Source organism: Pseudomonas synxantha (assembly GCF_900105675.1).
GTDB classification, from domain to species: Bacteria; Pseudomonadota; Gammaproteobacteria; order Pseudomonadales; family Pseudomonadaceae; genus Aquipseudomonas; species Aquipseudomonas synxantha.
Genome location: NZ_LT629786.1, coordinates 2,246,404 through 2,273,352 on the forward strand (window position 1 = coordinate 2,246,404; position 26,949 = coordinate 2,273,352).

The window sequence follows — 26,949 nt, forward strand, 5'->3', positions numbered from 1 at the left end:
AATGCCTTAGTTACTTAGCTGAACCCTAGCTGTCTACCTGTCAAATAAACGAGTTTTTCATCCGCCTTTCATATTCGTTGCACATTTTTGCGCTTAACCTTGTAGGCAGTACTTCAGAGCAATCCGCGGTTTGTCGACTAACCTGTTGATTACGCTTTATCTTTAGCGCCGCCTTGTAGTCTGCGGGCTGTAGTTTTGCCCAATAATTGCTGCTGTTTTCACGCGTCAAGTTGCTCCAGCCCGAGGTCATGAAACTTTGAAACCCTACCCTATTCATTGCGTGTCGATCGTTATCCCGGTCTACAACGAACAAGAGAGCCTGCCCGAATTGCTGCGTCGTACCACCGCAGCTTGCAAGCAACTGGCCTACGAATACGAAATCATCCTGGTAGATGACGGTAGTCGCGACGATTCGGCCCAACTGCTCGAAGACGCCGCCGCTGAAGAAGGCAGCCATGTAGTAGCGGTGATCCTCAATCGCAACTACGGCCAGCACGCCGCGATCATGGCCGGCTTCGAGCAGTGCCGTGGAGACGTGGTGATTACCCTCGACGCTGACCTGCAGAACCCGCCCGAAGAAATCCCGCGCCTGGTGGAACAAGCCGCCCTGGGCTACGACGTGGTCGCCACCGTGCGCAACAACCGCCAGGACTCCGCCTTCCGTCGCTGGCCGTCGCGGCTGATCAACCTCGCCGTGCAACGCTCTACCGGCGTGGCCATGACCGATTACGGCTGCATGTTGCGCGCCTACCGCCGCACCATCGTCGACGCCATGCTCGCCTGCCGTGAACGCAGCACCTTTATCCCGATCCTGGCTAACGGCTTCGCCCGCCACACCACGGAAATCCTCGTGCATCATGCCGAGCGTGAACACGGCGAATCCAAATACAGCGCCATGCGCCTGATCAGCCTGATGTTCGACTTGCTGACCTGCATGACCACCACGCCATTGCGCCTGCTGTCCATCGTTGGTTTCAGCCTGGCGGCCCTGGGTGTGTTGTTTGCCTTCGCACTGATCATCATGCGCCTGGCTTTCGGCGCCGACTGGGCCGGTGACGGCCTGTTCGTGCTGTTCGCCGTGCTGTTTGTGTTCACCGGCGGCCAGTTCATCGGCATGGGCCTGTTGGGTGAATACCTGGGCCGCATGTACAGCGATGTACGCGCCCGCCCACGCTTCTTTATTGAAAAAGTGCTGCGCAACCAGCCGGCAGCACCGGCTCCAGTCGTCGTGGTAGACGGCCTGGTGTCTTCCCATACTTCTACTTCTCCTTCCGATCAGGTCCAGTCATGAGTTCAAAAGCTGTTGTCTTCGCTTACCACGATATTGGCTGTGCAGGCATTGAAGCCCTGCTCAGTGCGGGTTACGAAATTGCTGCCGTGTTCACCCATGCCGATGACCCCAGGGAAAACAACTTCTACGGCTCCGTCGCCCAGCTCTGCGCACGCAATGGCATCCCGGTACACGCCCCGGAAGACGCCAACCACCCCCTGTGGATCGAACGCATCGCCAAGCTGAACCCGGAGTACATCTTCTCCTTCTACTACCGCAACCTGCTCAGCGAAGCGCTGTTGGCCACCGCCGGCAAAGGCGCGTTCAACCTGCACGGCTCGTTGCTGCCCAAATACCGTGGCCGCGCACCGGCCAACTGGGTGCTGGTCAACGGCGAGACTGAAACTGGCGTCACCCTGCACCGCATGGTCAAGCGTGCCGATGCCGGCGCCATCCTGGCCCAGCAGAAGATCAGCATCGAACGCACCGATACCGGCCTGAGCCTGCACGCCAAGCTGCGTGATGCCGCCGCTACTCTGCTGCGCGATGCGCTGCCACAACTGGCCCAGGGCAAGCTGGCTGAAACCGCCCAGGATGAAAGCCAAGCCACCTACTTCGGCCGCCGCACCGCCGCCGATGGCAAGCTGGACTGGAAACAACCAGCCGAAACCCTGTTCAACCTGGTTCGCGCCGTGACCCAGCCGTACCCGGGCGCCTTTTGCGCCGTCGGCGAGCACAAGCTGATCGTCTGGCAAGCCGAGGTGGTCAAGGGCAACGAAGGCCTGGCGCCAGGTCGCGTGATCAGCGTCAGCCCGCTGCGTATTGCCTGCGGCGAAGACTCCCTGGTGATCCAGTTCGGCCAGCGCAATGAAAATGGCCTGTACCTGGCCGGCCCGGCCCTGGCCGATGAGCTGGGCCTGGTGGACGGTTCCGTACTGCGCGGCGCTGAGTCCGGGCGCAAGCCACGCCGTACCCGCGTGCTGATCCTGGGGGTAAACGGTTTCATCGGTAACCACCTGTCCGAGCGCCTGCTGCGCGACGACCGTTACGAGGTCTACGGCCTGGACATCGGCTCCGACGCCATCGAGCGCCTGCGCAGCCACCCCAACTTCCACTACGTTGAAGGCGATATCAGCATCCACTCGGAGTGGATCGAGTACCACATCAAGAAATGCGACGTGGTCCTGCCCCTTGTGGCCATCGCCACCCCGATTGAATACACCCGTAATCCGCTGCGTGTGTTCGAGCTGGACTTCGAAGAAAACCTCAAGCTGGTGCGCTACTGCGTCAAGTACAACAAGCGTGTGATCTTCCCATCGACCTCCGAAGTCTATGGCATGTGCCAGGACCAGTACTTCGACGAAGACACCTCCAACCTGGTGGTCGGTCCGGTCAACAAGCAGCGCTGGATCTACTCGGTGTCCAAGCAACTGCTGGATCGCGTGATCTGGGCCTACGGCGACAAGGGCCTGAACTTCACCCTGTTCCGTCCCTTCAACTGGATGGGCCCGCGCCTGGACCGCCTGGACTCGGCGCGTATCGGCAGCTCGCGCGCCATCACCCAGCTGATCCTCAACCTGGTGGAAGGCACGCCGATCCGCCTGTTCGACGGTGGTGAGCAAAAACGTTGCTTCACCGACATTGCCGACGGCATCGAAGCCCTGGCCCGCATCATCGATAACGACAACGATGCCTGCAACGGCCAGATCATCAACATCGGCAACCCGGAAAACGAAGCGAGCATTCGCCAATTGGGCGAAGAGCTGCTGCGTCAGTTCGAAGCCCACCCGCTGCGCCATAACTTCCCACCGTTTGCCGGTTTCCGCGACGTGGAAAGCAAAGCGTTCTACGGCACCGGTTACCAGGACGTGGCGCATCGCAAGCCCAGCATCGAAAACGCCAAGCGCCTGCTGAACTGGGAGCCGACCGTGCAGATGAGCGAAACCATCGGCAACACCCTGGATTTCTTCTTACGCGAGGCCATGCTCGAAATCGCCCAGTCTATTGACGAAGCCAAATAATGAAGGCAGGTCTTCGCATCGACGTCGATACCTACCGTGGCACCCGTGAAGGTGTGCCTCGGTTGCTCGAGTCCCTGGACGAAGCTGGGGTGAAGGCGACGTTCTTCTTCAGTGTCGGGCCGGACAACATGGGGCGTCACCTGTGGCGCCTGATCCGCCCGCAATTCCTGTGGAAGATGCTGCGTTCCAATGCCGCTGGCCTGTATGGCTGGGACATCCTGCTGGCCGGCACTGCGTGGCCAGGCAAGCCGATTGGCCGCGACCTGGGGCATTTGATGCGCCAGGCCAAGGCTGCCGGGCATGAAGTCGGCCTGCACGCCTGGGACCACCATGGCTGGCAGGCCAACGCCGGGCGCTGGAGCGAGGCGCAGCTGGTCGAGCAGATTCGCCGCGGTGTACAGACCTTGAGCGACATCCTTGGTGAGCGCGTGGATTGTTCAGCGGCCGCCGGTTGGCGTGCCGATGAGCGTGTGGTGCAAGCCAAGCAAGGGTTCAACTTTCGCTACAACAGTGATTGCCGGGGCACCAGCCTGTTTCGCCCGACCTTGGCCGATGGCAGTGCGGGCACCCCACAAATTCCGGTAGACCTGCCGACCTTCGACGAGATCGTTGGGCCGGTAGTGGCTGCCACAGACTTTAATAGCTTCATTCTTGATCGGTTCAACGCCTCGAAGCTCAACGTCTACACGATCCACGCAGAAGTAGAAGGGATTCTGATGGCCAATGATTTTCGCCAATTGCTCGCCCAGGCAGGGCAGCGTGGCATCGAGTTCAAACCCCTGGGTGAGTTGTTGCCTGCGGATGTGGCCACCCTGCCCCAGCAACAGCTGGTGCGCGGCGCATTGAGCGGCCGCGAGGGTTGGCTCGGAGTACAGCAAGCATGATCCGCCGCTGGGCTTTGCCCCTGCTCCTGTTGGCGTTTGCTGTGGTCTATCTGCTGCCGCTGGCCACCCATGGCCTGTGGATTCCGGATGAAACCCGTTATGCGCAGATCAGCCAGGAAATGCTGCTGACCGGCAAATGGGCGTCACCGCACTTCATGGGCATCCGCTATTTCGAAAAACCCGCCGCAGGCTATTGGATAATCGCGCTGGGTCAGGCGCTCTTCGGGCAGAACCTGTTCGGCGTACGGTTTGCCTCGGCCTTGAGCACCGCCTTGAGCATTCTGCTGGTCTACCTGGTATCTCGCCGGCTGTGGAACGACCCGCAGAAAAGCCTGGTCAGCACCGTTCTGTACATGAGTTTCGTCAGTGTCGCGGCGCTCGGCGGCTATGCCAACCTGGACCCGCAGTTCACCTTCTGGGTCAACCTGACCGGCGTGGCGTTGTGGTTCTGCTTCGACAGCAGCACGCGGCGTGGCCGACTGTGGTCCTGGGCCCTGCTGGGTTTCGCGTGCGGCATGGGTTTCATGACCAAGGGCTTCCTGGCCTGGTTGCTGCCGGTATTGGTCGCCCTGCCCTACGCCCTCTGGCAAAAACGCTTGGGTGAATTGTTCAAGTTCGGCGTTGTGGCCGTGCTGGTGGCGATTGTGGTCAGCGTGCCGTGGGCGTTGGCCGTGCACCTGCAAGAGCCGGACTACTGGCACTTCTTCTTCTGGCACGAGCATATCCAACGCTTCGCCGGTGAAGACGCTCAGCATGCCGAACCGTTCTGGTATTACCTGCCGCTGCTGGTAGCGTTCGCGCTGCCATGGGTTGCGCTGCTGCCGTCTACAGCCAAAGAGGCGTGGCTGCAAAAACGCGTGCCAAAGACGGCGTTCCTGCTGCTCTGGCTGCTGATGCCCCTGGCGTTTTTCAGCCTGGCCAAGGGCAAGCTGCCTTCCTACATCATGCCGTGCATGTTGCCCCTGGCGCTCCTGATGGGCTCGACCCTGAGTGACAAACTCACTCAGCGCCACGGCCGCGTCCTGCGCATCAACGGTTGGTTGAACCTGGCGATCGGTGTACTGGTGCTGCTGGCCCTCAGCTGGTTCCAGTTGAAGAAACCGGTGTACGAACCCGGCGAGGAAACCCTCAGCCTGGTCTTGGTGTTCACCTTCTTGTTCGGTTGGATCGTCGTCAATCTGCTGCAAGCGGCGCGCCCCTTGACATTGTGGGCCGCGCCCCTGATCGGCAGTGGGTTGTTGGTGGTGCTGGTGCCTGCGGCGTTGCCCCATTCGGTGGTTTATAACAAGACCCCGGACCAGTTCATCATTGATCACATCGACGAGTTGCAGCCCACCGTCGCCCTGTTGAGCAATGACCTTGGCGCCGCCTCAGCGCTGTCATGGCGCCTGAAACGCCCCGATATCACGCTGTACAACACCTCAGGAGAGGTCAAGTACGGCCTGACTTATGCGGATACGGCCCCGCGCCTGGTGGACCGCAACGCGATTCAGGCATGGATGGAGCAAACCCGGCGTACCGGCGCTGTTGGCGTGGTGATGCGGGTCAATAGCGCCGGCGAAAAGGAAGAACTCGCGCTGCTGCCTGCCGATGGCAAGCGCTATGCACAGGGCAAGATCGTGATCCTGATTTTCCCGCAGGTCGCGCCATGATCACCCTGCTGCTGTTGCTCACAGCCTGCCTGCTCACCTGCATGGGCCAGGTCTCGCAAAAGTTCGCCGTAGAAAGCTGGCGTGACGTGCCGGATGGTTGGGCGTTGAAACTGCGCTCGCCGTGGTTATGGTCGGCGCTGGTGTGCCTGGGCCTGGGCCTGCTGGTGTGGCTGCTGGTGCTGCAGCGCCTGGAAGTGGGCATTGCCTACCCCATGCTCAGCTTGAATTTCGTGCTGGTCACGCTGGTGGCGCGCTTTGTGTTTCACGAACCCATCGATGGCCGTCACTGGCTGGGTGTGGCGCTGGTGATTGTCGGTGTCGCCTTGCTGGGGCGTCAGGTATGAGCCGCGTACGGGGTTTGGCCCTGGCCCTTGGCAGTGTCGGCCTGGTGAGTGGCGCCCAGTTGGGCATGCGCTGGGCCATGACACGCCTGCCCTTGCCCGCCGAATGGCTGGCAGCCTTCACCAGCAACAGCATCGACCTCAGCGCCTTGGGCGTGGTGATCCTGGCGATCAGCGCCTATGCGCTGTCGATGCTCTGCTGGCTCGGCGCGCTGAAGGACTTGCCCCTTGGCCGCGCCTATTCGTTGCTCAGCATCAGCTACGCGCTGGTTTACCTGCTGGCCGCCAGCCTGCCGGTGTTCAACGAAGGTTTCTCGCTTTCAAAAACCCTGGGGGTGGCCTTGGTCATCCTCGGTGTACTGGTTATCAACTCTCGTCGTGCTAGCACCTCAAGTCCCAGGAATACCCCATGAAAATCAGTGTATTTGGTAGTGGTTACGTTGGTTTGGTACAGGCCACTGTACTCGCCGAAGTCGGTCACGATGTCATTTGCATGGACGTTGACAAGAGCAAGGTCGAGGCCCTGCAGAAAGGCCACGTGACCATCTTTGAACCGGGCCTGGCCGCGATGGTCAAGGACAACCTGGAAAGCGGGCGCCTGCACTTTACCTACGACGAAAAACTTGCCGTCGAGCACGGTGAAGTGCTGTTCATCGCCGTGGGCACGCCGTCCGACGAGGACGGTTCGGCAGACCTGAAATACGTGCTGTCGGTGGGTGACGCCGTGTCCCGCCACCGCGTGGAGCCGGTGATCCTGGTGGAGAAGTCCACCGTGCCCGTCGGTACAGGCGACACCCTGCGCGCCCATATCGAAAAGAACCTGCATATTGCAGGCCGTCACCTGGACTTCGATATCGTCTCCAACCCGGAATTCCTCAAGGAAGGCTCGGCCGTTGCCGATTGCCGCCGTCCGGATCGCATCATCATCGGCTGCGAACGTGAAGAAGTGCGTGAGGTGATGCGCGACCTGTATGCCCCGTTCAACCGCAACCACGACCGCATTATCTTCATGGACCTGCGCAGCGCCGAGCTGACCAAGTACGCCGCCAACTGCATGCTGGCCACCAAGATCAGCTTCATCAACCAGATCGCCGAGCTGGCCGAACACCTGGGCGCCGATATTGAAGCAGTGCGCCTGGGCATTGGTGCCGACTCGCGGATCGGCTACCACTTCATCTACCCGGGCTGCGGCTATGGCGGCTCATGTTTCCCCAAGGACATGCGCGCCTTGATCCACAGCGCCAAGCAAGCCAATTGCTCCAGCGACCTGCTCGAAGCCGTGGAAGCCATCAACCAGCGGCAGAAGAGCAAGCTCTTCGAGCGTATCAACGCGTTCTTCAAGGGTAATCTCAAGGGCAAGACGTTCGCCTTGTGGGGCTTGGCCTTCAAACCCAATACCGATGACATGCGCGACGCCCCCAGCCGAGTGCTGATGGAAGCCCTCTGGGCTGCCGGCGCGAATGTGCGCGCCTTCGACCCGGAAGCCATGCAGGAAACCCAGCGCATCTACGGCGATGACCCGCGGCTGATGCTGATGGGCACCCCGGAGTCCACCCTGGGCGGCGCCGACGCACTGATCGTGTGTACCGAATGGCAGCAATTCAAGGCACCGGACTTCGACCTGATTCACCAGCGCCTGAAAACCCCGGTGATCTTCGATGGCCGCAACCTGTATGACGGTGAGCGCCTGACACGCAAAGGCTTCAAGTATTTCCCCATCGGCCGTGGCGATTCCTGCGAGTTGCCGATTCCCCAGCAAAACTGGGTGGAACAGGTCAGGGATGTCGGCTAGGTGAACAAGGTTTTCCCGTCCCTGCAGAGTGCAACGATCCGCCGCCAGTCTCTGGGGCTTGGGCTGCTGGCGCTGATGCTGTTCATTGCCGGCAACTGGCACCAGGCGATCATCGGCTTCGATTCGCGCTTCGTGGTCTTTGCCCAGGAAATGCTGCGCCATGGGCCAAGCTTTTTCCCCACCACCTACGGTCAGCCCTATGCCGACTACCTGGCGACGTCGACCCTGCTGACCTGGCTGTTGTCGTTGCCCTTCGGCCAGGTCACCAGCCTGACGGCGTGGCTGCCCACCGCGCTCGCATCGGCGCTGATCGTGGTGCTGGTGTATCGCCTGATCGCGCCCTACTCGCCGCGCTGGGGCCTGCTGAGCATTGCGATGTTGCTGCTCAGCAGCACTTTTGTCAGCGAAACCCGCTCGGTCTCCCTGGACCAAATGCTCGCTGCCGTGGCCCTGGCCGTGTTTTACCTGGGGTATGCCCATGATCACTTCGCTGCCGCCAAGCGCCTGCATTGGGTGTTTCTGTTGCTGTTGCTGGGGTTTGCGATCCGTGGGCCGATTGGCCTGGTAATCCCCACTGGCGTGTTGTGCAGCTATTACCTGATCAACCGCCAATGGCGCCAGCTGTTCAGCTTCGGCCTGCTGTCACTGGCGCTGCTGGCGGCGTGTGTCGGCCTGCTGTTGCTGCTGGCCAAGCTCAGTGGCGGCGAAGACTTCATGCATGACGTAATTCGCATGCAGTTCCTTGGACGCATGGACGGCAGCGAAGGCTCCAGCGGCGTGCTGTATTACTTCACCAGCTCCATGGGCAACTACGCCATGGCCTATCCGCTGGCATTGCTGGCGCTGCTGGCCGTGGTGATTGGCGGCCGGCGCGGGCCGGACCCGGCGTTGAAGCTGGTGTGCTATTGCGCGACCGCGGCTTTGCTGGTGATGCTGGGCCTGTCGGTGCCCCAGGCCAAGAAGGCGCGTTATATCCTGCCGATGCTGCCGTTTGCAGCCATCATCGCCGCGTACCCTTTCCAGGTCTCCCAGGGCCGTCTCTTTACCTGGCTGCGTGGGCTGACACTGGGTCTCTGGACGCTGTTGCCAACGCTTTTGGCGATTGGCCTGGTGGTGGCGCGGCGGCGTTATCCAGAGCCGCTGGCCAGCCTCGAGCTGATCTTCGTCGTGCTCGGGCTGCTCCAGGTCCTGGCTTTGCTGGCACTGCTCAAGGCGCGACTACGCCACTATGGTCCCGCCTTGGCCGCCGTGCTGGCGCTCTGGACCACCTACATCATGGTGGTTGAGCCCTTGGAACGCCGGCTGTACGACACCCGCACGTTCAGCCTTGCCGTCAAGGCCAGGGTCCTGCAGCAGCCGGCCCCGCTGGTACTGCACGCCTTGGGCAAAGACGCGAAAGCCATCAAGTTCATGGTTAATTACGATTGTGACAAGGTACCGTTATTTACCCAATTGCCTGTCGATTTGAAACCGATCCTGGCACCGGCCTGGGTCGTCATGAGCCTGGCAGACTTTGAAACGCTGGACGATCCACGTCTGCGTGCGATCACGCCGACGCTCACCGGCGAGTTCGACAAGACCCCTTATGTACTGCTGCATTTGGCAGCCACTTCGGCGCCTTGAGTGCTTTTCCCATGGCATCGTAAGAAAGAGCGCCCACTCTTCAGCCAGTGGGCGTCTTTCATCACAGGCACCAAGAAAACACCTACATTCCTTTGCGTAATGGCTGGTGCACTTTCCCTTCCTGCGCTTGGAACCCGACTGTAGACTCGCTGCCACGTGCACTAAATATCTACTACCCGATTGTCAGGGCTCATTTGCTGACAATCGGGCCAAGGCACTCCATGACAACAAGGACGCTGTAGGCTGCCCACGCGATGGCTTACTTCATTGAGAGGACAATGCCGTGCGAGAGGAACTGTTCACTGTACCTTTACCCAGACTGGATCGTTTAATGGAGTTGCGCGACGCGTTGGTGGCACTCAAGGGGCCGTTGGCAGACGACCCCAAGCTGCGGGAAGACCTGCAGGCGCGCCTGTTCAATGAAGAGGTAAGCATCCGTGTGCTGGGTAAGATCTGCACGGCCACGCCAACACCAGCCGGGCCGATTACCTATGGCGATGCCTTTTGACTGCATCATTTTTGCATTTAAACCTCATTAATATGCAGTGGTGCCGAAGCCTCATCAGCGGCACACTGCGCAGGTTCCTCCCCCAAGTGTTGGAACTTTCAAAGGGCTGTTCCGGGAAACCAGGCAGGCCTTTTTTTTCGCCCGCTGTTTATGGACCGTCTTTCAATGCTCGCTCGCTGGTTACCCGCTGCAATCAATACCCGCCCCTCCGAATGGAGCCGTGCCGCAATCGGCATGGCGCTGGGCACAATGTTCAGTGTCTGGGCCTGTGCCCAAGTGTTCGGCATGGAGGTCGCCCTGCACCTGCTCGGCCCGCTTGGGGCCTCGGCGGTGCTGCTGTTTGCCGTCTCATCCGGGGCCCTGGCCCAGCCGTGGTCGATCATGGGCAGTTATCTCTGCGCCGGCATCGTGGCGTTGCTGGTAGCACGGGTGCTGGGGCGTACCTTGGGCAGTGCTTGCCTGGCGGCCGGCATGACGGTGATCCTGATCTGCTGGCTGCGTTGCCTGCATCCACCGGCCGGTGGCCTGGCCATGACCCTGGTATTGGCCGACCCGGCCTCTATCGCACTGGGCTGGCACGAGCTGGCGCCGGTGATGCTCGGCGCCGGCGCCCTGCTGGCCTGTGCCCTGGCCTACAACAACGCCACGCGCACGCGTTACCCCAAAGGCCCTGTCGAGCCTGCGCCGATCTTTATTACCAACGCGCCCGTGACCGATCCCGCCATTACCGCCGCCGATCTCAAGCTGGCGCTGGCCGAGATGGAGCAGTTCTTCGATGTCGAGCCCACGGAGCTGGAACAGTTGATACATGCCGCCGAAGTCCATGCGCGGCGACGCAGTATCGGCGAGGTGCTGGCAAGTCGTGTGGGCTGAGGCCTTATCCGCACCACGCGACAGATGGTGCAATGCGCCGCTTGCGACCAGGCGGCTGACGACTAGAGTCAACATAGCACTTGAAGTTGTCTGCAGTTCAAAAGATGTCTGGGCCTTGCTGTACCAGTAGCGAAGACAAGGAACGTCTGGCTTTGGATCAATAGCAGCAGCTGCCCCTATCACCTGGGTATCTGATGCCCTCCTCGTAGTTTTCCTGCCAGTGCTCCTGCTCGGGTGTTTCGAAATGCTCATTCGAAACAGGAGAGCTTTGCCTTGAACGACCTATTCGAACAATTACTCGGTTCGCCTCTGTTCGAGCCGCGCCAACGCCATCACATGCCCCTGAAAAGCTACATGCATCTGACCATCAAGCGTATGCATGCGATCTTTGGCACCGGCCTGATCAATAACGAACTGTGGATGGGCCAACCACGGCAATCGGAGTTTTCTTCGCTGTGCGAGTTGATGGGGTATGTGGGCGCCTTTGATTACGCACTCCACTCCTCGATAGTCGATCACATGATTGCCGTCGACACATTGTTCAACCATGGCTCTGCCGCACAAGTGAATCGCTATCGAGACGAAGTGATCCACCTGCGCAAGGTCTACGCCTTCGGCTGCACGGAAGTCGCAGGGGGAACCGACGTGCGCAATGTGCGAACGACGGTGACGTACGATCGGCAAAACCATAGCCTGGTGCTCGACTCCCCTTCCCCTGAGGCCTGCAAGTGCTGGATAGGCAATGCCTTGCGCGCAGCCCAGGTGCTGATGGTACTTGCCCGCCTGATGGTCGACGGTGAGGATCAAGGCCATCATTGGTTTCGCGTGGTTATTCGCAAGCGCGAAAACGGTCGGCTGCTCAATGGCGTGAAAATAATGGCGTGTGATCCCAAGGGTGGAATCCACGCCAACCAAGTGGCGGCAATACGTTTCTGCCAGATGAAGTTGCCCGTTGACGCGCTGCTGCAACGCCATGCGCACTTCACCGACAAGGGCACGTTCGTCAGCGACCTGCCGTTACCCCTGCGTTTTATCGAGGCGCTGAAGACGTTTCTGCAAGAGCGATTGATCTTCATGGCAGGCATTCGCCACAGTGCCGGCCTTACCGCTCACCTGAGCTACCGTTTCGCCCATCACCGCCTCATCCAGGCGCCCACGGGCCAAGAGGCATTGCTGAGCCAGCCGATGTTTCGTCAACGCCTTTACGCCATACAGCTCAAGGCGCTCGCGCTCAAATACCTGGAGCAGGCAGTGCGCAAGCGCTTCGAAGCCGACTGGGCACAGGAGGCAAAGCGCAAGGAACTCCACGTGCTGGCCGCCTTGTGCAAGGCAGTGGGTGCATGGCAAGGGCTCAATGTGATCGCCTTGTCTAGAGAACTGTGTGGATCCCAGGGATTTCATCATTACAACCAGATCGTCACTCAGCGCATGGATTGCGAGGTTGCAAATACCTTTGCCGGTGACAGCTCGATCATGGCCTATCAGGTGATCAAGGACGCCCTGGCACGACAACGGTTCGTCGACAGCCCGCCCTCCAACATCGGCCAACGCGTAGAAGCGCAGATCCTCGAGCAATGCCGCAAAGCCCCCGGGTTTACCCATGCACAGGCATTGGGGCTGGCCTATGCCAAGGCACTGGACCTGGTGATTCAGGAGGCTGAAACCCTGGGGCTGCTGTCTTGCGCGACCATCGAAGACTTGATCGGTGAGTTCGCTGATCAATTGTATCCATGGGGTGTGCGCAAGCCCCAACGTGACATGGAGGTCAGCCCACCGCAGATCGAAGCGTTGGCCAAGCAGCTCAAACCGCCCCAGGTGCTGGTCAGCGCACTGATCGATTCAACTGATTATATCCAGCAGTTCACGCGCGCACTCTATGAGGAGCAATGACATGGACCTTCAGTCACTACCCGATTTTGCCGACCCTGAAACCATAGGTGAACCCTACGCAGCATTTGCCTACTTGCGTCATCACCACCCACTGTTTTGGTCGCAACACTACAAGGCCTGGTTGCTAACCCGGTTTGACGACGTATCCGCCGCACAGGCCGATGCCCGCCGTTACTCCTCCAATCGCATGCGCGAGCTGGTAAATGCCCAGGTGCCCGCACACCAGCGAGCGGCACTGGAACCTTTCATCGAGAAGGCTTCGCGCTGGATGTACGCCCAGGACGGCAAGGCCCATGAAGCCGGGCGCAAGGTGCTGGGCAAGACTTTTACCCCGCGTGCTATTGACGCACTGGCAGATGACATCGAGCAGATCGTCGATGACTTGCTGGCGCGATTAAGCCCCCAGCCAGAGCTGATGACAGAACTGTTCAACAAGATTCCCGCATTGATCCTGGCGCGCATGTTCGGCATACCTGCGCAGGAAGCACTGAAGGTCAGGCGTTGGACGGATGCGATCATCGTGTTCATGGTGGGCAGCACCGATCCGGCATTCGGGCCGCGAGAGGCCTTGCAGGCGATGGAAGAGATGTACGAGTATTTTTCGCGTCTTGTCGATGAACGTCGTCAATCACCTGGCGATGATCTGGTCAGCCAAGTGATTGCCGCTGGCGAACAGGCGATGATGACCAAAGACGACTTCCTGGCTCAGTTGGCCTTTATATTGGTAGCGGCCACGACGACCAGCGCCGATCAATTGGGCATTATCCTGTTCTATTTGCTCACCCACCCGCAGGCCTTGGCCGAACTCAAGGCCAACCCGGGGCTGATCCCCAATGCCATCGAGGAAGCGTTGCGCATTTGCCCCGCCGGGCAGCTGAGTCATCGCGTCGTCACCGAAGACGTCACGCTGCATGGCCAGACCCTGCACAAGGGTGACCTGGTATACCTGGTCCGCGCCGCGGCCAATCGTGACCCCCGGCACTTCAACGATCCTGATCGCTTCGACATCCATCGCCAGCAGCACGACCACCTTGCGTTCGGTCGTGGCCCGCATTTTTGCATGGGCACATTGCTCTTCAAGCTCGAAGCAAAGATCGCATTTACCCGTCTGCTGCAACGCTTTCCCGATGTGCGCCTGATTGACGAGCAACAGCCAGCATGGCGTACCAACAGTCTGCAATTTCGTGGTTTGAGTCATATTCACGTCGCGCTGCAACCGGCTGGCGCGGCCATCACGCGTTGCTTTTCCGCAGCCCCGTGGGAAAAGAACGGCGGCTACTGTCGAGCGCTACGCGCAGGAAACCTGATTGTCACCAGTGGCACGGTAGCGTTCGATGAACAAGGCAATCCCTACGCTCCCGGTGATGTATATCGCCAGACCAGACGCTGCCTGGAAATCATCGAAACCGCGCTCAAGCAGTTGGGCGTCGACAGGACCCTTGTGGTCGCCACACGCATGTACACCACCGATGTGGCCTGGTGGCCACAAATCGCCAAGGCTCATCAGGAGTTTTTCAGCCATTGTCCACCGACCACCATGCTGCTGGGCGTCAATCAATTGATCGCGCCTGCCTATCTCATAGAAATAGAGGCCCAGGCATGGACCGGCCAGTGATGACCGCCGAGAAAGTCCGCGCCGCAGTGCGTGATGCTGTGGTGATGAGCGTGCAGGACTGCTCGGTCGAGACGGCGCCGCGCTCGGTGCGTATACGCCTGTACCGGCAGTCGACAACCGCGCCTGCCCCAGTATTGCTGTATTTTCATGGCGGGGGCTGGGTAGCTGGTGACCTGGATACCCATGACAGCTTCTGTCGGATCATGTGCGAATGGGCAAGGTGCGTGGTCGTTGCAGTAGATTATGCCAGGCCACCGGAATCTCGCTTTCCCGCCGCCGTGGAAGATTGCTACGCCGTCACCGAATGGGTGGCCGCCCAAGGCATGACTCTGGGGCTGGACAGCCACCGGATCGCAGTCGCCGGTGGAGGTTCCGGGGGTGGCCTGGCAGCGGTTATCTCCCAGATCGCCCATGAACGCCACGGTCCCACCATTGGTTTCCAAATGCTGCTCTATCCGCTTCTCGATTGTCTGGCACGCACTCGTTCCCGGGCCGAGTTCGCGGGTAGATCCGGCCTGACCGCTGAAATGCTCAGCTGGTATCTGGGCCAATATGTGGGCGAAGGGCAATCTTTGGACCATTCCTGGTTGTCGCCAGCGCACCGGGCTTCGTTACAGGGCTTGCCCAAAGCGCTGATTCTCACCGCCGGCTGCGATTTACTGCGTGATGAAGGCCGGGCTTATGCACACCGTTTGAAAAAAGCCGGCGTGCAGGTAAGACACACAGAGTACCCAGGCATGGACCACGGTTTTATCAACTACCCTGGTGAACACCTCGCTGCGCGCAAGGCCATCCTCCAGTGTGCGCACGCCCTGGCGGAGCATTTTGGCGGCGGGATGCCCCCAGGCCCCACCCCTGCATAAATGCAAAAACGACCTGCATGATTCCGGGTTGTACGGGGCAAATTTGCACTGGTACGATCACGGGATGGTTCGTCCGCGAACATTTAGACAAAGAACAATAAAAGCAGGGAGTTACACATGACTGCTCAGGTTTTATCCGAAGCAAACCGCAGCGAGGGTCTTCAGGAAGATGTCTTGGCTGAAGTGCGCAACCATATTGGCCACCTCATCCTCAATCGCCCCGCCGGATTAAATGCCATCACCCTGCACATGGTGCGCCTGTTGACCACGCAGTTGCGGGCCTGGGCCGATGATCCGCAGGTCCATGCCGTTGTATTGCGCGGCGCCGGAGAGAAAGCCTTTTGTGCCGGCGGCGACATCCGTTCCCTGTATGACAGCTTCAAGAACGGCAACACCCTGCACGAGGATTTCTTCGTCGAGGAATATGCGCTCGACCTGATCATTCACCAATACCCTAAACCCGTGCTGGCGCTGATGGACGGGTTCGTCCTCGGCGGCGGCATGGGGCTGGTACAAGGCGCAGACCTGCGAGTGGTTACCGAGCGCAGCCGCCTGGCCATGCCGGAGGTGGCCATCGGTTACTTCCCGGACGTGGGCGGCAGCTATTTCCTGTCGCGTATTCCCGGTGAACTGGGGACTTACCTGGGCGTCACCGGGGTGCAGATCCGCGCGGCGGACGCCCTGTATTGCGGATTGGCCGACTGGTATATCGACAGCGCAACGCTCCCCGAACTGGACCAGCAGCTTGATCGTCTGCAATGGCACGACTCGCCCCTCAAGGACCTGCAAGGCGTGCTCGCCAAACTGGCCGCGCAGCAATTGCCCGATGCGCCACTGGCGACCTTGCGGCCGGTCATCGACCATTTCTTCGCCTTGCCGGATGTGCCGAGCATTATCGAGCAGTTGCAGGCGGTTACTATCGCCGATACCCATGAATGGGCATTGACCACCGCCCACCTGATGCAGACCCGCTCGCCACTGGCCATGGCCGTGACCCTACAAATGCTCCGCCGTGGCCGCCACCTGACGCTGGAACAGTGTTTTGACCTGGAGCTGCACCTGGACCGCCAGTGGTTCGAGCGCGGCGACCTGATCGAAGGGGTTCGTGCGCTGATCATCGACAAGGACAAGACCCCGCGCTGGAATCCGCCGAGCGTTAATGAGCTGGACGCCGCTCATGTCAAAAGCTTCTTCAGCGACTTCGTGCAGATTGAGAAATAAGCCATGCAAGATCTTGAATACACAGAAGAACAAGTCATGATTCGCGACATGGCGCGGGACTTTGCGCGTGGCGAAATCGCCCCCCATGCCCAGGCCTGGGAAAAAGCCGGCTGGATCGACGACGCCCTGGTCGCCAAGATGGGCGAGCTGGGTCTGCTCGGCATGGTGGTCCCGGAAGAATGGGGTGGCACCTATGTGGACTACGTGGCCTATGCCCTCGCGGTCGAGGAAATTTCCGCGGGTGACGGCGCCACCGGCGCCCTGATGAGCATCCACAATTCAGTGGGTTGCGGGCCGATCCTCAACTACGGCACACAAGCGCAGAAACAAACCTGGCTGGCCGAACTCGCCAGTGGCCAGGCCATCGGCTGCTTCTGCCTGACCGAACCCCAGGCTGGCTCCGAAGCCCACAACCTGCGTACCCGCGCAGAGTTGAAAGACGGTCAGTGGGTAATCAACGGCGCCAAGCAATTTGTCAGCAACGGCAAGCGCGCCAAGCTGGCCATCGTGTTTGCGGTGACCGACCCGGAGTTGGGCAAGAAAGGTATTTCAGCGTTCCTGGTGCCCACTGACACCCCAGGCTTTGCGGTCGATCGTACCGAGCACAAGATGGGCATTCGCGCATCGGACACCTGCGCCGTCACCCTCAACCAATGCGGCGTGCCCGAGGCCAACCTGCTGGGTGAGCGCGGTAAGGGCCTGGCTATCGCTCTCTCCAACCTGGAAGGCGGGCGCATCGGCATTGCCGCCCAGGCCCTGGGCATCGCCCGCGCCGCCTTTGAAGCGGCGCTGGCCTATGCCCGTGATCGGGTGCAGTTCGACAAGGCAATCATCGAACACCAGAGCGTGGCCAACCTGCTGGCCGACATGCAGACCCAGCTGAATGCTGCGCGCCTGCTGATCCTCCACGTTGCGCGCCTGCGCACTGCCTGCAAGCCGTGCTTATCGGAAGCCTCACAGGCCAAACTGTTTGCTTCGGAAATGGCCGAGCGCGTGTGCTCCAAGGCGATGCAGATCCATGGCGGGTATGGGTATCTGGAAGATTACCCGGTGGAGCGCTACTACCGGGATGCGCGGATCACACAGATCTATGAAGGGACCAGCGAAATCCAGCGGATGGTGATTGCCAGGGAGCTGAAAAACTACCAGCTCTGACTGAGACAGAGCATAAAACTGTGGGAGGGGGCTTGCCCCGATGAGCATGGGTATCTACACAACTCTGACGTAGCGACCGTCAGTAACCACGATGCGAAGCGAGCCGCTCTTGATCTGCTTCTGATCTTGATCTTAGGCGCCCCGTTAAACCACGCTGGCCGGAATTCGACAGGGATTTGGGGGGTAAACCGGCAGGGATGCCGGTTTAGCCGCCCCGCGCCATGAATGGCGCGTGGCGGCGGCCCCCCAAATCCATGGCGGATTACGGGCACACCGAGCCTAAGCGAGGTGCCGAGTGGTGGGGCAAGAGCGTTTGGTTACTTTGCGCTTTTCAAAGTGACCCGCTGTAAAAGCGGAACCAATAGTGGCCGTTGCCCAAATAACGGATATGTACTCGGTCTGATCCAACATTCTGGTCGGCTGTCAGGCCGCCATCGGGGGCAAGCCCCCTCCCACATTTGCATCTCCAGTGCGGTAGAGACGGTGTTACTTGTCCTTGAACTGCGGCGCACGTTTGGCCACGAACGCTGCCATGCCTTCTTTCTGATCCTGGGTCGCAAACGCCGCATGGAACACCCGGCGCTCAAACCGCACGCCTTCGGACAGGCTGACTTCAAAGGCGCGGTTCACGCTTTCCTTGACCATCATGCTGATCGGCACGGATTTGCCAGCGATCAGGGTAGCGACCTTCAGCGCCTCTTCAAGCAACTCATCGGCCGGCACGATACGCGCCACAATGCCGCAGCGCTCGGCTTCTACCGCGTCGATAAAGCGACCGGTCAGGCACATTTCCATGGCCTTGGCCTTGCCCACTGCGCGGGTCAGGCGCTGGGTGCCGCCCATGCCTGGCAACACGCCAAGGTTGATTTCCGGCTGGCCGAACTTGGCACTGTCTCCGGCCAGGATAAAGTCGCACATCAGCGCCAGTTCACAGCCGCCGCCCAAAGCAAAACCGTTTACCGCCGCGATGATCGGCTTACGGCGGTTAGCCACGCGGTCGCTGTCGCTGAACAGGTCGTCCAGGTAGATCTGCGGGTAGGTCAACTCGGCCATTTCCTTGATGTCGGCACCGGCAGCGAAGGCTTTCTTCGAGCCGGTCAGCACGATGCAGCCGATCTCGGGGTTGGCTTCCAGGCCGTCCAGCGCCTGGTTCAGCTCGCTGACCAGTTGTGCATTCAAGGCGTTCAACGCCTGGGGGCGGTTGAGGGTGATCAGCCCGACACGGCCCTGGACGTCAAGCAAGATGGTTTCGTAACTCATGTATCGGCTCCTTAAAGATTGCGTGAGATGACCATGCGCTGGATATCGCTGGTGCCTTCGTAAATCTGGCAGACCCGCACATCGCGGTAGATCCGCTCCAAGGGGAAGTCGCTCAGATAACCGTAACCGCCCAGGGTTTGCAAGGCGGCCGAGCAGACTTTCTCGGCCATTTCCGAGGCGAACAGCTTGGCCATGGACGCTTCGACCAAGGCCGGCTTGCCGCTGTCGCGCAGGGCGGCGGCGTAATGCACCATTTGCCGGGCGACGGCAATCTGTGTGGCCATGTCCGCCAGGCGAAAGGCCACCGCCTGGTGTTCGATCAGCGGCTTGCCAAAGCTTTCGCGCTCACGGGCGTAATCGCGGGCCGCTTCGAAGGCCGCACGGGCCATGCCCACCGATTGCGACGCGATGCCGACGCGACCGCCTTCAAGGTTGGCCAGGGCGATCCTGTAGCCCTCGCCCTCCTCGCCCAGGCGGTTGGCCACCGGCACCTTCACGTCTTCAAACAGGATCTGGCAGGTGTCGGAGGCATGTTGCCCGAGCTTGTCTTCAACCCGTGCCACGGTATAGCCCGGTGAATCGGTGGGCACGATAAACGCACTGATGCCACGCTTGCCCGCTGCCGGGTCGGTGACCGCAAACACAATCACAACCCCGGCGTTTTGCCCGGAGGTGATGAACTGTTTGCAGCCGTTGAGTACGTAGTGATCGCCTTCAAGACGCGCACGGGTTTTCAGGCTGCTGGCATCGGAACCAGCCTGGGGCTCGGTCAACGCGAAGGCGCCGAGCATGGCACCGCTGGCCAGGGGCGTGAGGAACCGGGCTTTTTGCTGGTCATTGCCGAACTTGAGGATCGGCACGCAGCCCACCGAGTTATGCACGCTCATGATGGTCGAGCAGGCACCATCTCCCGCGGCGATTTCTTCCAGGGCCATGGCATAGGCCAGGTAGCCGGTGTCGCAACCACCCCACTGTTCCGGCACCAGCATGCCGAAAAAGCCCAGTTCGGCCATTTCAGCGATGGCTTCCTTGGGGAAGCGATGCTCGCGATCCCATTCGGCGGCGAAGGGTTTCAAACGTTCCTGGGCGAATTGCCGGGCGGCGTCGCTGATTTGCAGTTGTTCGTCATTGGGCAGCATAAGCAGTCCTTAGTACAGGCATTCGACGGCCATGGCCGTGGCTTCACCGCCGCCGATGCAGATGGCGGCGACGCCACGCTTGAGGCCCTTCTGGCGCAGAGCTGACAATAGGGTTACCAGGATGCGTGCGCCGGAGGCGCCAATCGGATGGCCCAGGGCGCAGGCCCCGCCATGGACATTGACCTTGTCGTGGGGAATCTCCAGCTTGCTCATGGTCACCAGGCTCACAACGGCAAAGGCTTCGTTGATTTCGAACAAATCGACTTCATCGAGGTTCCAGCCGGTCTTGCTCATCAGTTTGCGGATCGCCCCCACTGGCGCCACCGGAAACAGCCCAGGCTCATCGGCAAAGGCCGCATGCCCGTGGATCACCGCCAGCGGCTTGAGCCCGCGCTTGTGGGCCTCGGATTCGCGCATCAGCAACAGCGCAGCAGCACCATCGGAGATCGAGCTGGAGTTGGCCGCCGTCACGGTGCCACCTTCACGGAACGCCGGTTTCAGGCTGGCAATCTTGTCCAGTTTGGCTTTCGGCGGTTGTTCATCGTGAAGGATGGTTTTCTGCTCCTTGCCCACGGTGACCTGCACTGGGACGATTTCGCTGGCGAAGCTGCCATGGGTGATGGCTTCCTGCGCACGAGTCAGGGAAGCAATGGCGAAGGCGTCCTGGGCTTCACGGGTAAAACCGTTGTGCTCGGCGCAGTCCTCGGCAAAGGTGCCCATCAGGCGGCCCTTGTCGTAGGCGTCCTCCAGGCCGTCGAGGAACATGTGGTCGAGCACCTTGCCGTGCCCCATGCGATAGCCGCTGCGCGCGCGGTCCAGCAGGTACGGTGCATTGGACATGCTCTCCATGCCACCGGCAATCACCACGTCGACGCTGCCGGCACGCAGTGAGTCGTGGGCAAGAATCGCCGCCTCCATGCCGGAACCGCACATTTTATTGAGGGTGGTGCAGCGGGTGCCCTTGTCCAACCCGGCGCCCAGGGCGGCCTGGCGGGCTGGTGCCTGCCCGAGCCCGGCCGGCAACACGCAGCCAAACAGCACTTCGTCGACGGCATCGGTGGCGATACCGGCACGTTCGACAGCGGCACGAATCGCGGCCGCGCCCAGCTGTGGTGCGGTCAAACTTTTGAGATCGCCCTGGAAACCACCCATGGGGGTGCGCACGGCGCTGACAATAACGATTGGGTCATTCATACAGGTGGCTCCTTACTTGGCGGCCATACGCAAGGCGCCGTCGAGACGGATCACCTCGCCATTGAGCATGCTGTTTTCAAGGATATGTCGCACCAGCGCGGCATATTCGGCGGGTTTGCCCAGGCGCGGCGGAAATGGCACGCCGGCAGCCAGGGAGTCGCGTACTTCCGGGGTCATGCCCGCCATCATCGGGGTTTCGAAGATGCCTGGGGCGATGGTCATCACACGGATGCCAAACCGCGCCAATTCCCGGGCGGCGGGCAAGGTCAGGCTGGCAATCGCGCCTTTGGAGGCAGCATACGCCGCCTGGCCGATCTGACCATCGAACGCCGCCACCGAGGCGGTATTGATGATCACACCGCGCTCACCATCGGCATTCGCCTCGGTTTCAGCAATGGCCGCAGCGGCCAGGCGCAACAGGTTGAAGCTGCCGATCAGGTTGACGTTAATCACTTGGGCAAAGCTGGCCAGGCCATGGGGGCCATTCTTGCCGAGGATCTTCTCGCCGCGCACTACACCGGCGCAGTTGATCAACCCGTGCAAACCGCCAAACGCCTCGACAGCCGCGTTAACGGCCGCTTCGGCAGCAGCTTCCTGGCTGATATCGGCTACGGCGCTACGGGCGTTGTTGCCCAGCTGGGTGGCCTTGGCCGCCACGGCGTCGGCATTCAGGTCCACCAACATCACCTTCGCGCCGGCTGCAATGAGCATTTCAGCCGTGGCCGCACCGAGGCCCGAAGCGCCGCCGCTGACCAGGAATACCTTGTTTTCAATCTGCATCATTGTTTCCTTTGAAAGGGATCAAGCCACGGCCGCCTGGGCCTTGGCAATTTCCTGATTACGCAAAATAAAACGTTGCAACTTGCCGCTTGGGGTCTTGGGCAAGTCGCTGACAAATTCGATTTCTCGTGGGTAAGCATGGGCAGCCAGGCGCTGGCGCACATGCAGGCGCAGTTCTTCGGCCAGTTCCGGGGTGGCGCGGTATTGCTCGCTGATCACCACGAAGGCCTTGACCAGCTCGGTACGTTCCGGGCAAGGCTTGCCGACTACGGCGGCTTCAACCACGGCTGGGTGTTCGACCAGCGCGCTTTCCACATCGAACGGACCGACGCGGTAACCGGACGTGGTGATCACATCATCGCTGCGCCCGACAAAACTGATGCTGCCGTCCGGGTTCAGCTCCACCGTGTCGCCACTGAGGTAGTACTTGCCCACAAACGCCTTGGTCTTGACGCCCTCATAGCCGGCGAACCAGCACATCGGCGATTGTTCGCGGTCGATAGCGAGAATCCCGGGCTGGCCGGCGGGCAGCTCCTGATGCTGGTCATCCAGCACCACGATGCGGTGTCCGGGCGAGGCGAAGCCCGCCGAACCCACATGCACCGGGTGCGCCAGGCCATGGTGATTGCACAGCACCATGCCCAGTTCAGTCTGGCCATAGTGGTCGTGGATGGTCACGCCCAGGCTATCGGCGAACCAGCGGATCACCTCCGGGTTCAATGGCTCGCCGGCACTGCTGACGATGCGCAGCTTGCCTTTGATCGAACGGGCGAACTGCTCGCCTCCGGCAATCAGCAGGCGGTACGCCGTGGGCGAACCGGCGAGGTTGGTGATTCCATATTTATTGATGACCCGGCAGGTGCTTTCCAGGGTGAACGGACCATCGTAGAAAGTGATCGGATGCCCCATGGCCAGCGGCCCGGTCACGCCGAAATAGATGCCGTAGGCCCAGCCCGGGTCGGCGACGTTCCAGAACGCATCTTCGGGGCGCAAGTCCACGGCGTCGCGCATGTAGCCCTGGAACGCAACAATCGCCTTGAGTGGCACCGACAGCGCCTTGGAGGGGCCGGTGGTGCCCGAGGTGAACATCAGCAGGAACGGATCGTCAGCGCCCAGCATCACCGGCTCGCAGACGTTGGCGTGGTTGGGCAGTTCGGCCCAGAAGCTGTAGTCACCGCGCACGATGCCCTCGCCCCTGGCCCCGGCCACCGTGACGATGGTCGGGCAGCCGGCGACTTCGGCCAGCTTGGGACGGTTGACCGCGTCGGTGACCACCAGCACTGCCCCGGAGCTGTTCAGGCGATGCTCGATGGCCTTGGGACCGAAGGCAGTAAACAGCGGCTGATACACCGCGCCGATGCGCCAGGTGGCGAGCACCACCACCAGCAACTCGGCCGTGCGCGGCAACAGGCCGGCGACCTTGTCACCGCGCTTGACGCCCTGGGACAGGAGGAAGTTGGCGAAGCGTGCGGCCTGTTCCTGCAACTCGGTGAAGGTTGACGTCGCGCTGCGCCCGTCCTTGCCCTCCCAGAACAAAGCGATACGCCCGGGAAGCGCGTGGCGGTCACAGCATTCCACACAGGCATTCAACGCCTGCAGGTTGCCGGCCAGTGCGGCGTCGACGGTGTGCTGGTAATCAAACCCGGTGGTGGCAGCCAAATACTCACGCATCGTTTCCAATCCTTCTGTATTTTTATTTTCAGGACTTTTTGACTCGATAAATCAGCTGGAATAGTCGCTCCAGAGCGTTGCAGCGGCAATGGTCAAAGCCTTCAACCTGGCTGACTGGTTTGGCCAATCCGGTGTGGGGGGCGCCTGTTGAGTCCGGGGTGGCCTGGGGCCGATAGCCCTGCGGTAGATGCCGCCCAGGCATTTCACGGCTACAATGCGCGCCTCGACCGTGACAAGCCTGACTAAAAAAATTATGTCCTTGCCCAAGCATCACCTGGAATTGCTCAGCCCTGCCCGCGATGTCGCCATTGCGCGCGAGGCTATCCTGCATGGCGCCGACGCCATCTACATCGGCGGGCCGAGCTTCGGCGCTCGCCATAATGCCTGTAACGAGGTGAGTGATATCGCTCAGCTGGTGGAATTCGCCCGGCGTTACCACGCCCGCGTGTTCACCACCATCAACACCATCTTGCATGACAACGAGCTGGAACCTGCGCGCAAGCTGATCCATCAGCTCTACGATGCCGGTGTCGACGCGCTGATCGTGCAAGACCTGGGCGTGATGGAGCTGGATATCCCACCTATCGAGCTGCACGCCAGCACCCAGACCGACATCCGCACCCTGGGCCGCGCCAAGTTTCTCGACCAGGCCGGTTTCTCGCAATTGGTATTGGCTCGCGAGCTGAACCTGCAAGAGATCCGCGCCATCGCCGACGAAACCGATGCCGCCATCGAGTTCTTTATCCATGGTGCCCTGTGCGTGGCGTTCTCCGGGCAGTGCAATATCTCCCACGCGCAAAATGGCCGCAGTGCCAACCGCGGTGACTGCTCCCAGGCGTGCCGCCTGCCGTACACCTTGAAAGATGACCAGGGCCGCGTGGTCGCGTTTGAAAAACACCTGCTGTCGATGAAGGACAACAACCAGAGCGCCAACCTGCGTGCCTTGGTCGAAGCCGGCGTGCGCTCGTTCAAGATCGAAGGTCGCTACAAGGACATGGGCTATGTGAAGAACATCACCGCCTACTACCGCCAGCGCCTCGACGAAATCCTCGAAGACCGCCCGGACCTGGCCCGAGCTTCCAGCGGCCGTACCGCGCATTTCTTTGTGCCCGACCCGGAAAAAACCTTCCACCGCGGCAGCACCGATTACTTCGTCACCGACCGCAAGATCGACATCGGCGCGTTCGACACCCCGACCTTCACCGGCCTGCCGGTGGGTGTGGTGGAAAAAGCCGGCAAGCGTGACTTGCAGGTGGTCACCCAGGAGCCGCTGTCCAACGGCGATGGCCTGAATGTGCTGGTCAAGCGTGAAGTGGTGGGTTTCCGCGCCAATATCGCCGAGGCTAAAGGCGAGTTCGAAGAAGACGGTGAAAAGCGCTATCGCTATCGCGTCGAACCGAATGAAATGCCCGCCGGCCTGCATCAATTGCGCCCCAACCACCCGCTGAACCGCAACCTGGACCATAACTGGCAACAGGCGCTGTTGAAGACCTCGGCCGAGCGCCGTATCGGCCTGTCATGGGTGGCACGCCTGCGTGAAGACCAGCTGCAAGTCACCGCCACCAGCGAAGAAGGTATCAGCGCCAGCGTCACCCTGCCCGGCCCGTTTGGCGTGGCCAACAAGCCGGAACAGGCGCTCGACACGTTGCGCGACCTGCTTGGCCAGCTTGGCACCACCGAATACCACGCCACCCGCATCGAGCTGGATGCGCCGCAGGCGTTCTTCATCCCCAACTCGCAGCTCAAGGCATTGCGCCGTGAAGTGATCGAGGCGCTGACCGCTGCCCGCATCGAGGCGCACCCACGGGGCGGGCGCAAGGCTGAAACCTCGCCGCCGCCGGTCTACCCCGAGGCGCACCTGTCGTTCCTGGCCAACGTCTACAACCAGAAAGCCCGGGACTTCTACCACCGTCACGGCGTAAAGCTGATCGACGCGGCCTTCGAAGCCCACGAAGAAACCGGCGAAGTACCGGTGATGATCACCAAGCATTGCCTGCGTTTCTCGTTCAACCTGTGCCCAAAACAGGCCAAGGGCGTGACTGGGGTGAAAACCAAGGTAGCGCCGATGCAGTTGATTCACGGCGACGAAGTGCTGACCTTGAAGTTCGACTGCAAGCCCTGCGAAATGCATGTGGTGGGCAAGATCAAAGGGCATATCCTTGGGTTGCCGCAACCGGGCAGCGCCGTAGAGCATTTCAACCCGGAAAATCTCATCTATCAGGGCACGCACTGACCCTAGGGGAGCGGGGCCACCACCAGCCCCGCTGCAACCCTGCCGCCGCCAGCAGAATCGCCGCCACCCCCAGCCATTGCAGCCAACCCAGGCGATGCCCGAAGGCAATCCAATCGACGAAAATCGCCGCAATCGGGTAAATGAACGACAGTGCGCCGGTGATCGCGGTCGGCAGCTTCTGGATCGCGCCATACAGCAGCACATACATCAACCCTGTATGTACCACGCCTAACGTCACCAGTGCGGCCCAGGCATTGGTGGATGTCGGCAAGCCATTCCAGGGCACCAGCGGCGCCAGCAGTACCGCGCCAGTGACCACCTGGATCAGCGCCATCAGATGCGGCGGCACCGCCTTGAGGCGTTTGATGATCAACGCGGCTATCGCATACAAGAAGGCCGCGCCGAGGGCCAATGCAATACCCACCAGGTAATTGCCGCCGCTCGTTTGCTCGCCGTGGGCGGTGACAATCGCCAACATGCCCAGGAAGGCTACGCTCAACCACGCCAGTTTCTGCACGGTGATTTTTTCACCGAGAAACAACGCTGCCAGCATCACCAACATGAACGGCTGCACGTTGTACACCGCCGTACTGATGGCAATCGATGCGCGCGAATAAGATTCGAACAGCAGCAGCCAGTTACCGACGATAGCCACGCCGCTGAGCACTGCCAGCCCCAGCGTCGCCCAGTTGAGCAGGTCCAGGCGCAGATAACCCAGCCACGCACAGACCAGCAACAGTGTCAGCGCGCCGATCACGCAGCGCCAGAACACCACTTCGATCACCGACACGCCAGACACCAGCACAAACCAGCCAATGCTGCCCGAGATCAGCATGGCGGCGACCATTTCCCACGACCCGCGACGGATGGATGAATCCATGATTGAAACTCCTCAAGTGAGGCTCAATTATGGCAATCTGCTCGACACGGCTACAGCGACAAAAAAAGGCAGAACCCAGAAATC

General features: G+C 60.8%; 22 protein-coding genes. 16 read left to right on the top strand and 6 right to left on the bottom strand.

Translation table 11 applies throughout. From position 1 onward, the window contains the following. Window positions 1-256: 256 nt before the first annotated feature. From arnC to BLU48_RS10830, 15 genes are all read left to right on the top strand, one after another. Window positions 257-1,291 carry an undecaprenyl-phosphate 4-deoxy-4-formamido-L-arabinose transferase gene (gene arnC / locus BLU48_RS10765; RefSeq protein WP_057022328.1) on the top strand — a complete coding sequence of 345 codons (1,035 nt, stop codon included), beginning with the start codon at window positions 257-259 and terminating at the stop codon, window positions 1,289-1,291. Then, complete coding sequence (gene arnA, locus BLU48_RS10770) at window positions 1,288-3,291, top strand: bifunctional UDP-4-amino-4-deoxy-L-arabinose formyltransferase/UDP-glucuronic acid oxidase ArnA (RefSeq protein WP_057022329.1); 2,004 nt, start codon at window positions 1,288-1,290, stop codon at window positions 3,289-3,291. Before arnC ends, arnA begins: the two co-directional genes overlap by 4 nt. Beyond that, window positions 3,291-4,175 (top strand): 4-deoxy-4-formamido-L-arabinose-phosphoundecaprenol deformylase, encoded by an 885-nt coding sequence (gene arnD, locus BLU48_RS10775; RefSeq protein WP_057022330.1) that lies wholly within the window; start codon window positions 3,291-3,293, stop codon window positions 4,173-4,175. Before arnA ends, arnD begins: the two co-directional genes overlap by 1 nt. Continuing rightward, entirely contained in the window at window positions 4,172-5,827 is a 1,656-nt protein-coding gene (gene arnT / locus BLU48_RS10780; RefSeq protein ID WP_057022331.1) for a lipid IV(A) 4-amino-4-deoxy-L-arabinosyltransferase, read from the top strand. The genes arnD and arnT overlap by 4 nt, the downstream gene beginning before the upstream one ends. Then, on the top strand, window positions 5,824-6,171 hold the full coding sequence (arnE, locus tag BLU48_RS10785) for a 4-amino-4-deoxy-L-arabinose-phosphoundecaprenol flippase subunit ArnE (RefSeq protein ID WP_057022332.1): 348 nt from the start codon (window positions 5,824-5,826) through the stop codon (window positions 6,169-6,171). The genes arnT and arnE overlap by 4 nt, the downstream gene beginning before the upstream one ends. Further along, window positions 6,168-6,581, top strand: a complete 414-nt coding sequence (gene arnF, locus BLU48_RS10790) for a 4-amino-4-deoxy-L-arabinose-phosphoundecaprenol flippase subunit ArnF (protein ID WP_057022333.1) — start codon at window positions 6,168-6,170, stop codon at window positions 6,579-6,581. The genes arnE and arnF overlap by 4 nt, the downstream gene beginning before the upstream one ends. Next, on the top strand, window positions 6,578-7,960 hold the full coding sequence (locus BLU48_RS10795) for a UDP-glucose dehydrogenase family protein (protein WP_057022334.1): 1,383 nt from the start codon (window positions 6,578-6,580) through the stop codon (window positions 7,958-7,960). The genes arnF and BLU48_RS10795 overlap by 4 nt, the downstream gene beginning before the upstream one ends. After that, window positions 7,961-9,583, top strand: coding sequence for an ArnT family glycosyltransferase (locus tag BLU48_RS10800; RefSeq protein WP_057022335.1), 1,623 nt, complete (start codon window positions 7,961-7,963; stop codon window positions 9,581-9,583). It begins immediately after the preceding gene. A gap of 331 nt (window positions 9,584-9,914) precedes the next feature. Further along, window positions 9,915-10,091, top strand: coding sequence for a type VI secretion system contractile sheath small subunit (locus BLU48_RS31685; protein ID WP_124356124.1), 177 nt, complete (start codon window positions 9,915-9,917; stop codon window positions 10,089-10,091). Window positions 10,092-10,256: 165 nt separating this feature from the next. Then, a complete protein-coding gene (locus BLU48_RS10805; protein WP_057022336.1) occupies window positions 10,257-10,964 on the top strand; it encodes an HPP family protein in 708 nt (235 codons plus the stop codon). 273 nt (window positions 10,965-11,237) lie between these two features. Then, window positions 11,238-12,854: an acyl-CoA dehydrogenase family protein gene (locus tag BLU48_RS10810; RefSeq protein ID WP_231989033.1), complete on the top strand. Its 1,617-nt coding sequence runs from the start codon at window positions 11,238-11,240 to the stop codon at window positions 12,852-12,854. 1 nt (window position 12,855) lies between these two features. Continuing rightward, window positions 12,856-14,469, top strand: coding sequence for a cytochrome P450 (locus tag BLU48_RS10815; RefSeq protein ID WP_057022337.1), 1,614 nt, complete (start codon window positions 12,856-12,858; stop codon window positions 14,467-14,469). Next, on the top strand, window positions 14,454-15,332 hold the full coding sequence (locus BLU48_RS10820; RefSeq protein ID WP_057022338.1) for an alpha/beta hydrolase: 879 nt from the start codon (window positions 14,454-14,456) through the stop codon (window positions 15,330-15,332). The genes BLU48_RS10815 and BLU48_RS10820 overlap by 16 nt, the downstream gene beginning before the upstream one ends. 117 nt (window positions 15,333-15,449) lie before the next feature. Continuing rightward, complete coding sequence (locus tag BLU48_RS10825) at window positions 15,450-16,553, top strand: enoyl-CoA hydratase/isomerase family protein (protein WP_057022339.1); 1,104 nt, start codon at window positions 15,450-15,452, stop codon at window positions 16,551-16,553. Between the two features lie 3 nt (window positions 16,554-16,556). Continuing rightward, window positions 16,557-17,708, top strand: a complete 1,152-nt coding sequence (locus tag BLU48_RS10830; RefSeq protein WP_057022340.1) for an acyl-CoA dehydrogenase family protein — start codon at window positions 16,557-16,559, stop codon at window positions 17,706-17,708. A gap of 486 nt (window positions 17,709-18,194) precedes the next feature. Here the strand turns inward: BLU48_RS10830 and BLU48_RS10835 are convergent, their stop codons facing one another. Genes BLU48_RS10835 through BLU48_RS10855 form a run of 5 tightly spaced genes read right to left on the bottom strand, consistent with a single transcriptional unit; the run spans window position 18,195 to window position 23,752 of the window. Continuing rightward, window positions 18,195-18,968 carry an enoyl-CoA hydratase gene (locus BLU48_RS10835; RefSeq protein WP_046068102.1) on the bottom strand — a complete coding sequence of 258 codons (774 nt, stop codon included), beginning with the start codon at window positions 18,966-18,968 and terminating at the stop codon, window positions 18,195-18,197. 11 nt (window positions 18,969-18,979) lie between these two features. Beyond that, window positions 18,980-20,107, bottom strand: a complete 1,128-nt coding sequence (locus tag BLU48_RS10840; RefSeq protein WP_043050479.1) for an acyl-CoA dehydrogenase — start codon at window positions 20,105-20,107, stop codon at window positions 18,980-18,982. Window positions 20,108-20,116: 9 nt separating this feature from the next. Next, window positions 20,117-21,301 carry an acetyl-CoA C-acyltransferase gene (locus BLU48_RS10845; protein WP_043050480.1) on the bottom strand — a complete coding sequence of 395 codons (1,185 nt, stop codon included), beginning with the start codon at window positions 21,299-21,301 and terminating at the stop codon, window positions 20,117-20,119. Window positions 21,302-21,313: 12 nt separating this feature from the next. Continuing rightward, window positions 21,314-22,081: an SDR family NAD(P)-dependent oxidoreductase gene (locus BLU48_RS10850; protein WP_057022341.1), complete on the bottom strand. Its 768-nt coding sequence runs from the start codon at window positions 22,079-22,081 to the stop codon at window positions 21,314-21,316. A 21-nt stretch (window positions 22,082-22,102) separates the two neighbouring features. Next, the gene (locus BLU48_RS10855) at window positions 22,103-23,752 is read right to left on the bottom strand and encodes an AMP-binding protein (RefSeq protein ID WP_057022342.1); all 1,650 of its coding nucleotides are present in this window, start codon (window positions 23,750-23,752) and stop codon (window positions 22,103-22,105) included. A 253-nt stretch (window positions 23,753-24,005) separates the two neighbouring features. Between BLU48_RS10855 and BLU48_RS10860 the strand changes: the two genes are divergently transcribed. Continuing rightward, window positions 24,006-25,985: a peptidase U32 family protein gene (locus BLU48_RS10860; protein WP_057022682.1), complete on the top strand. Its 1,980-nt coding sequence runs from the start codon at window positions 24,006-24,008 to the stop codon at window positions 25,983-25,985. On the opposite strand, the gene BLU48_RS10865 is transcribed toward BLU48_RS10860, so the two are convergent. Continuing rightward, window positions 25,963-26,865 (bottom strand): DMT family transporter, encoded by a 903-nt coding sequence (locus BLU48_RS10865; protein ID WP_057022343.1) that lies wholly within the window; start codon window positions 26,863-26,865, stop codon window positions 25,963-25,965. The genes BLU48_RS10860 and BLU48_RS10865 overlap by 23 nt on opposite strands. Window positions 26,866-26,949 lie beyond the last annotated feature (84 nt).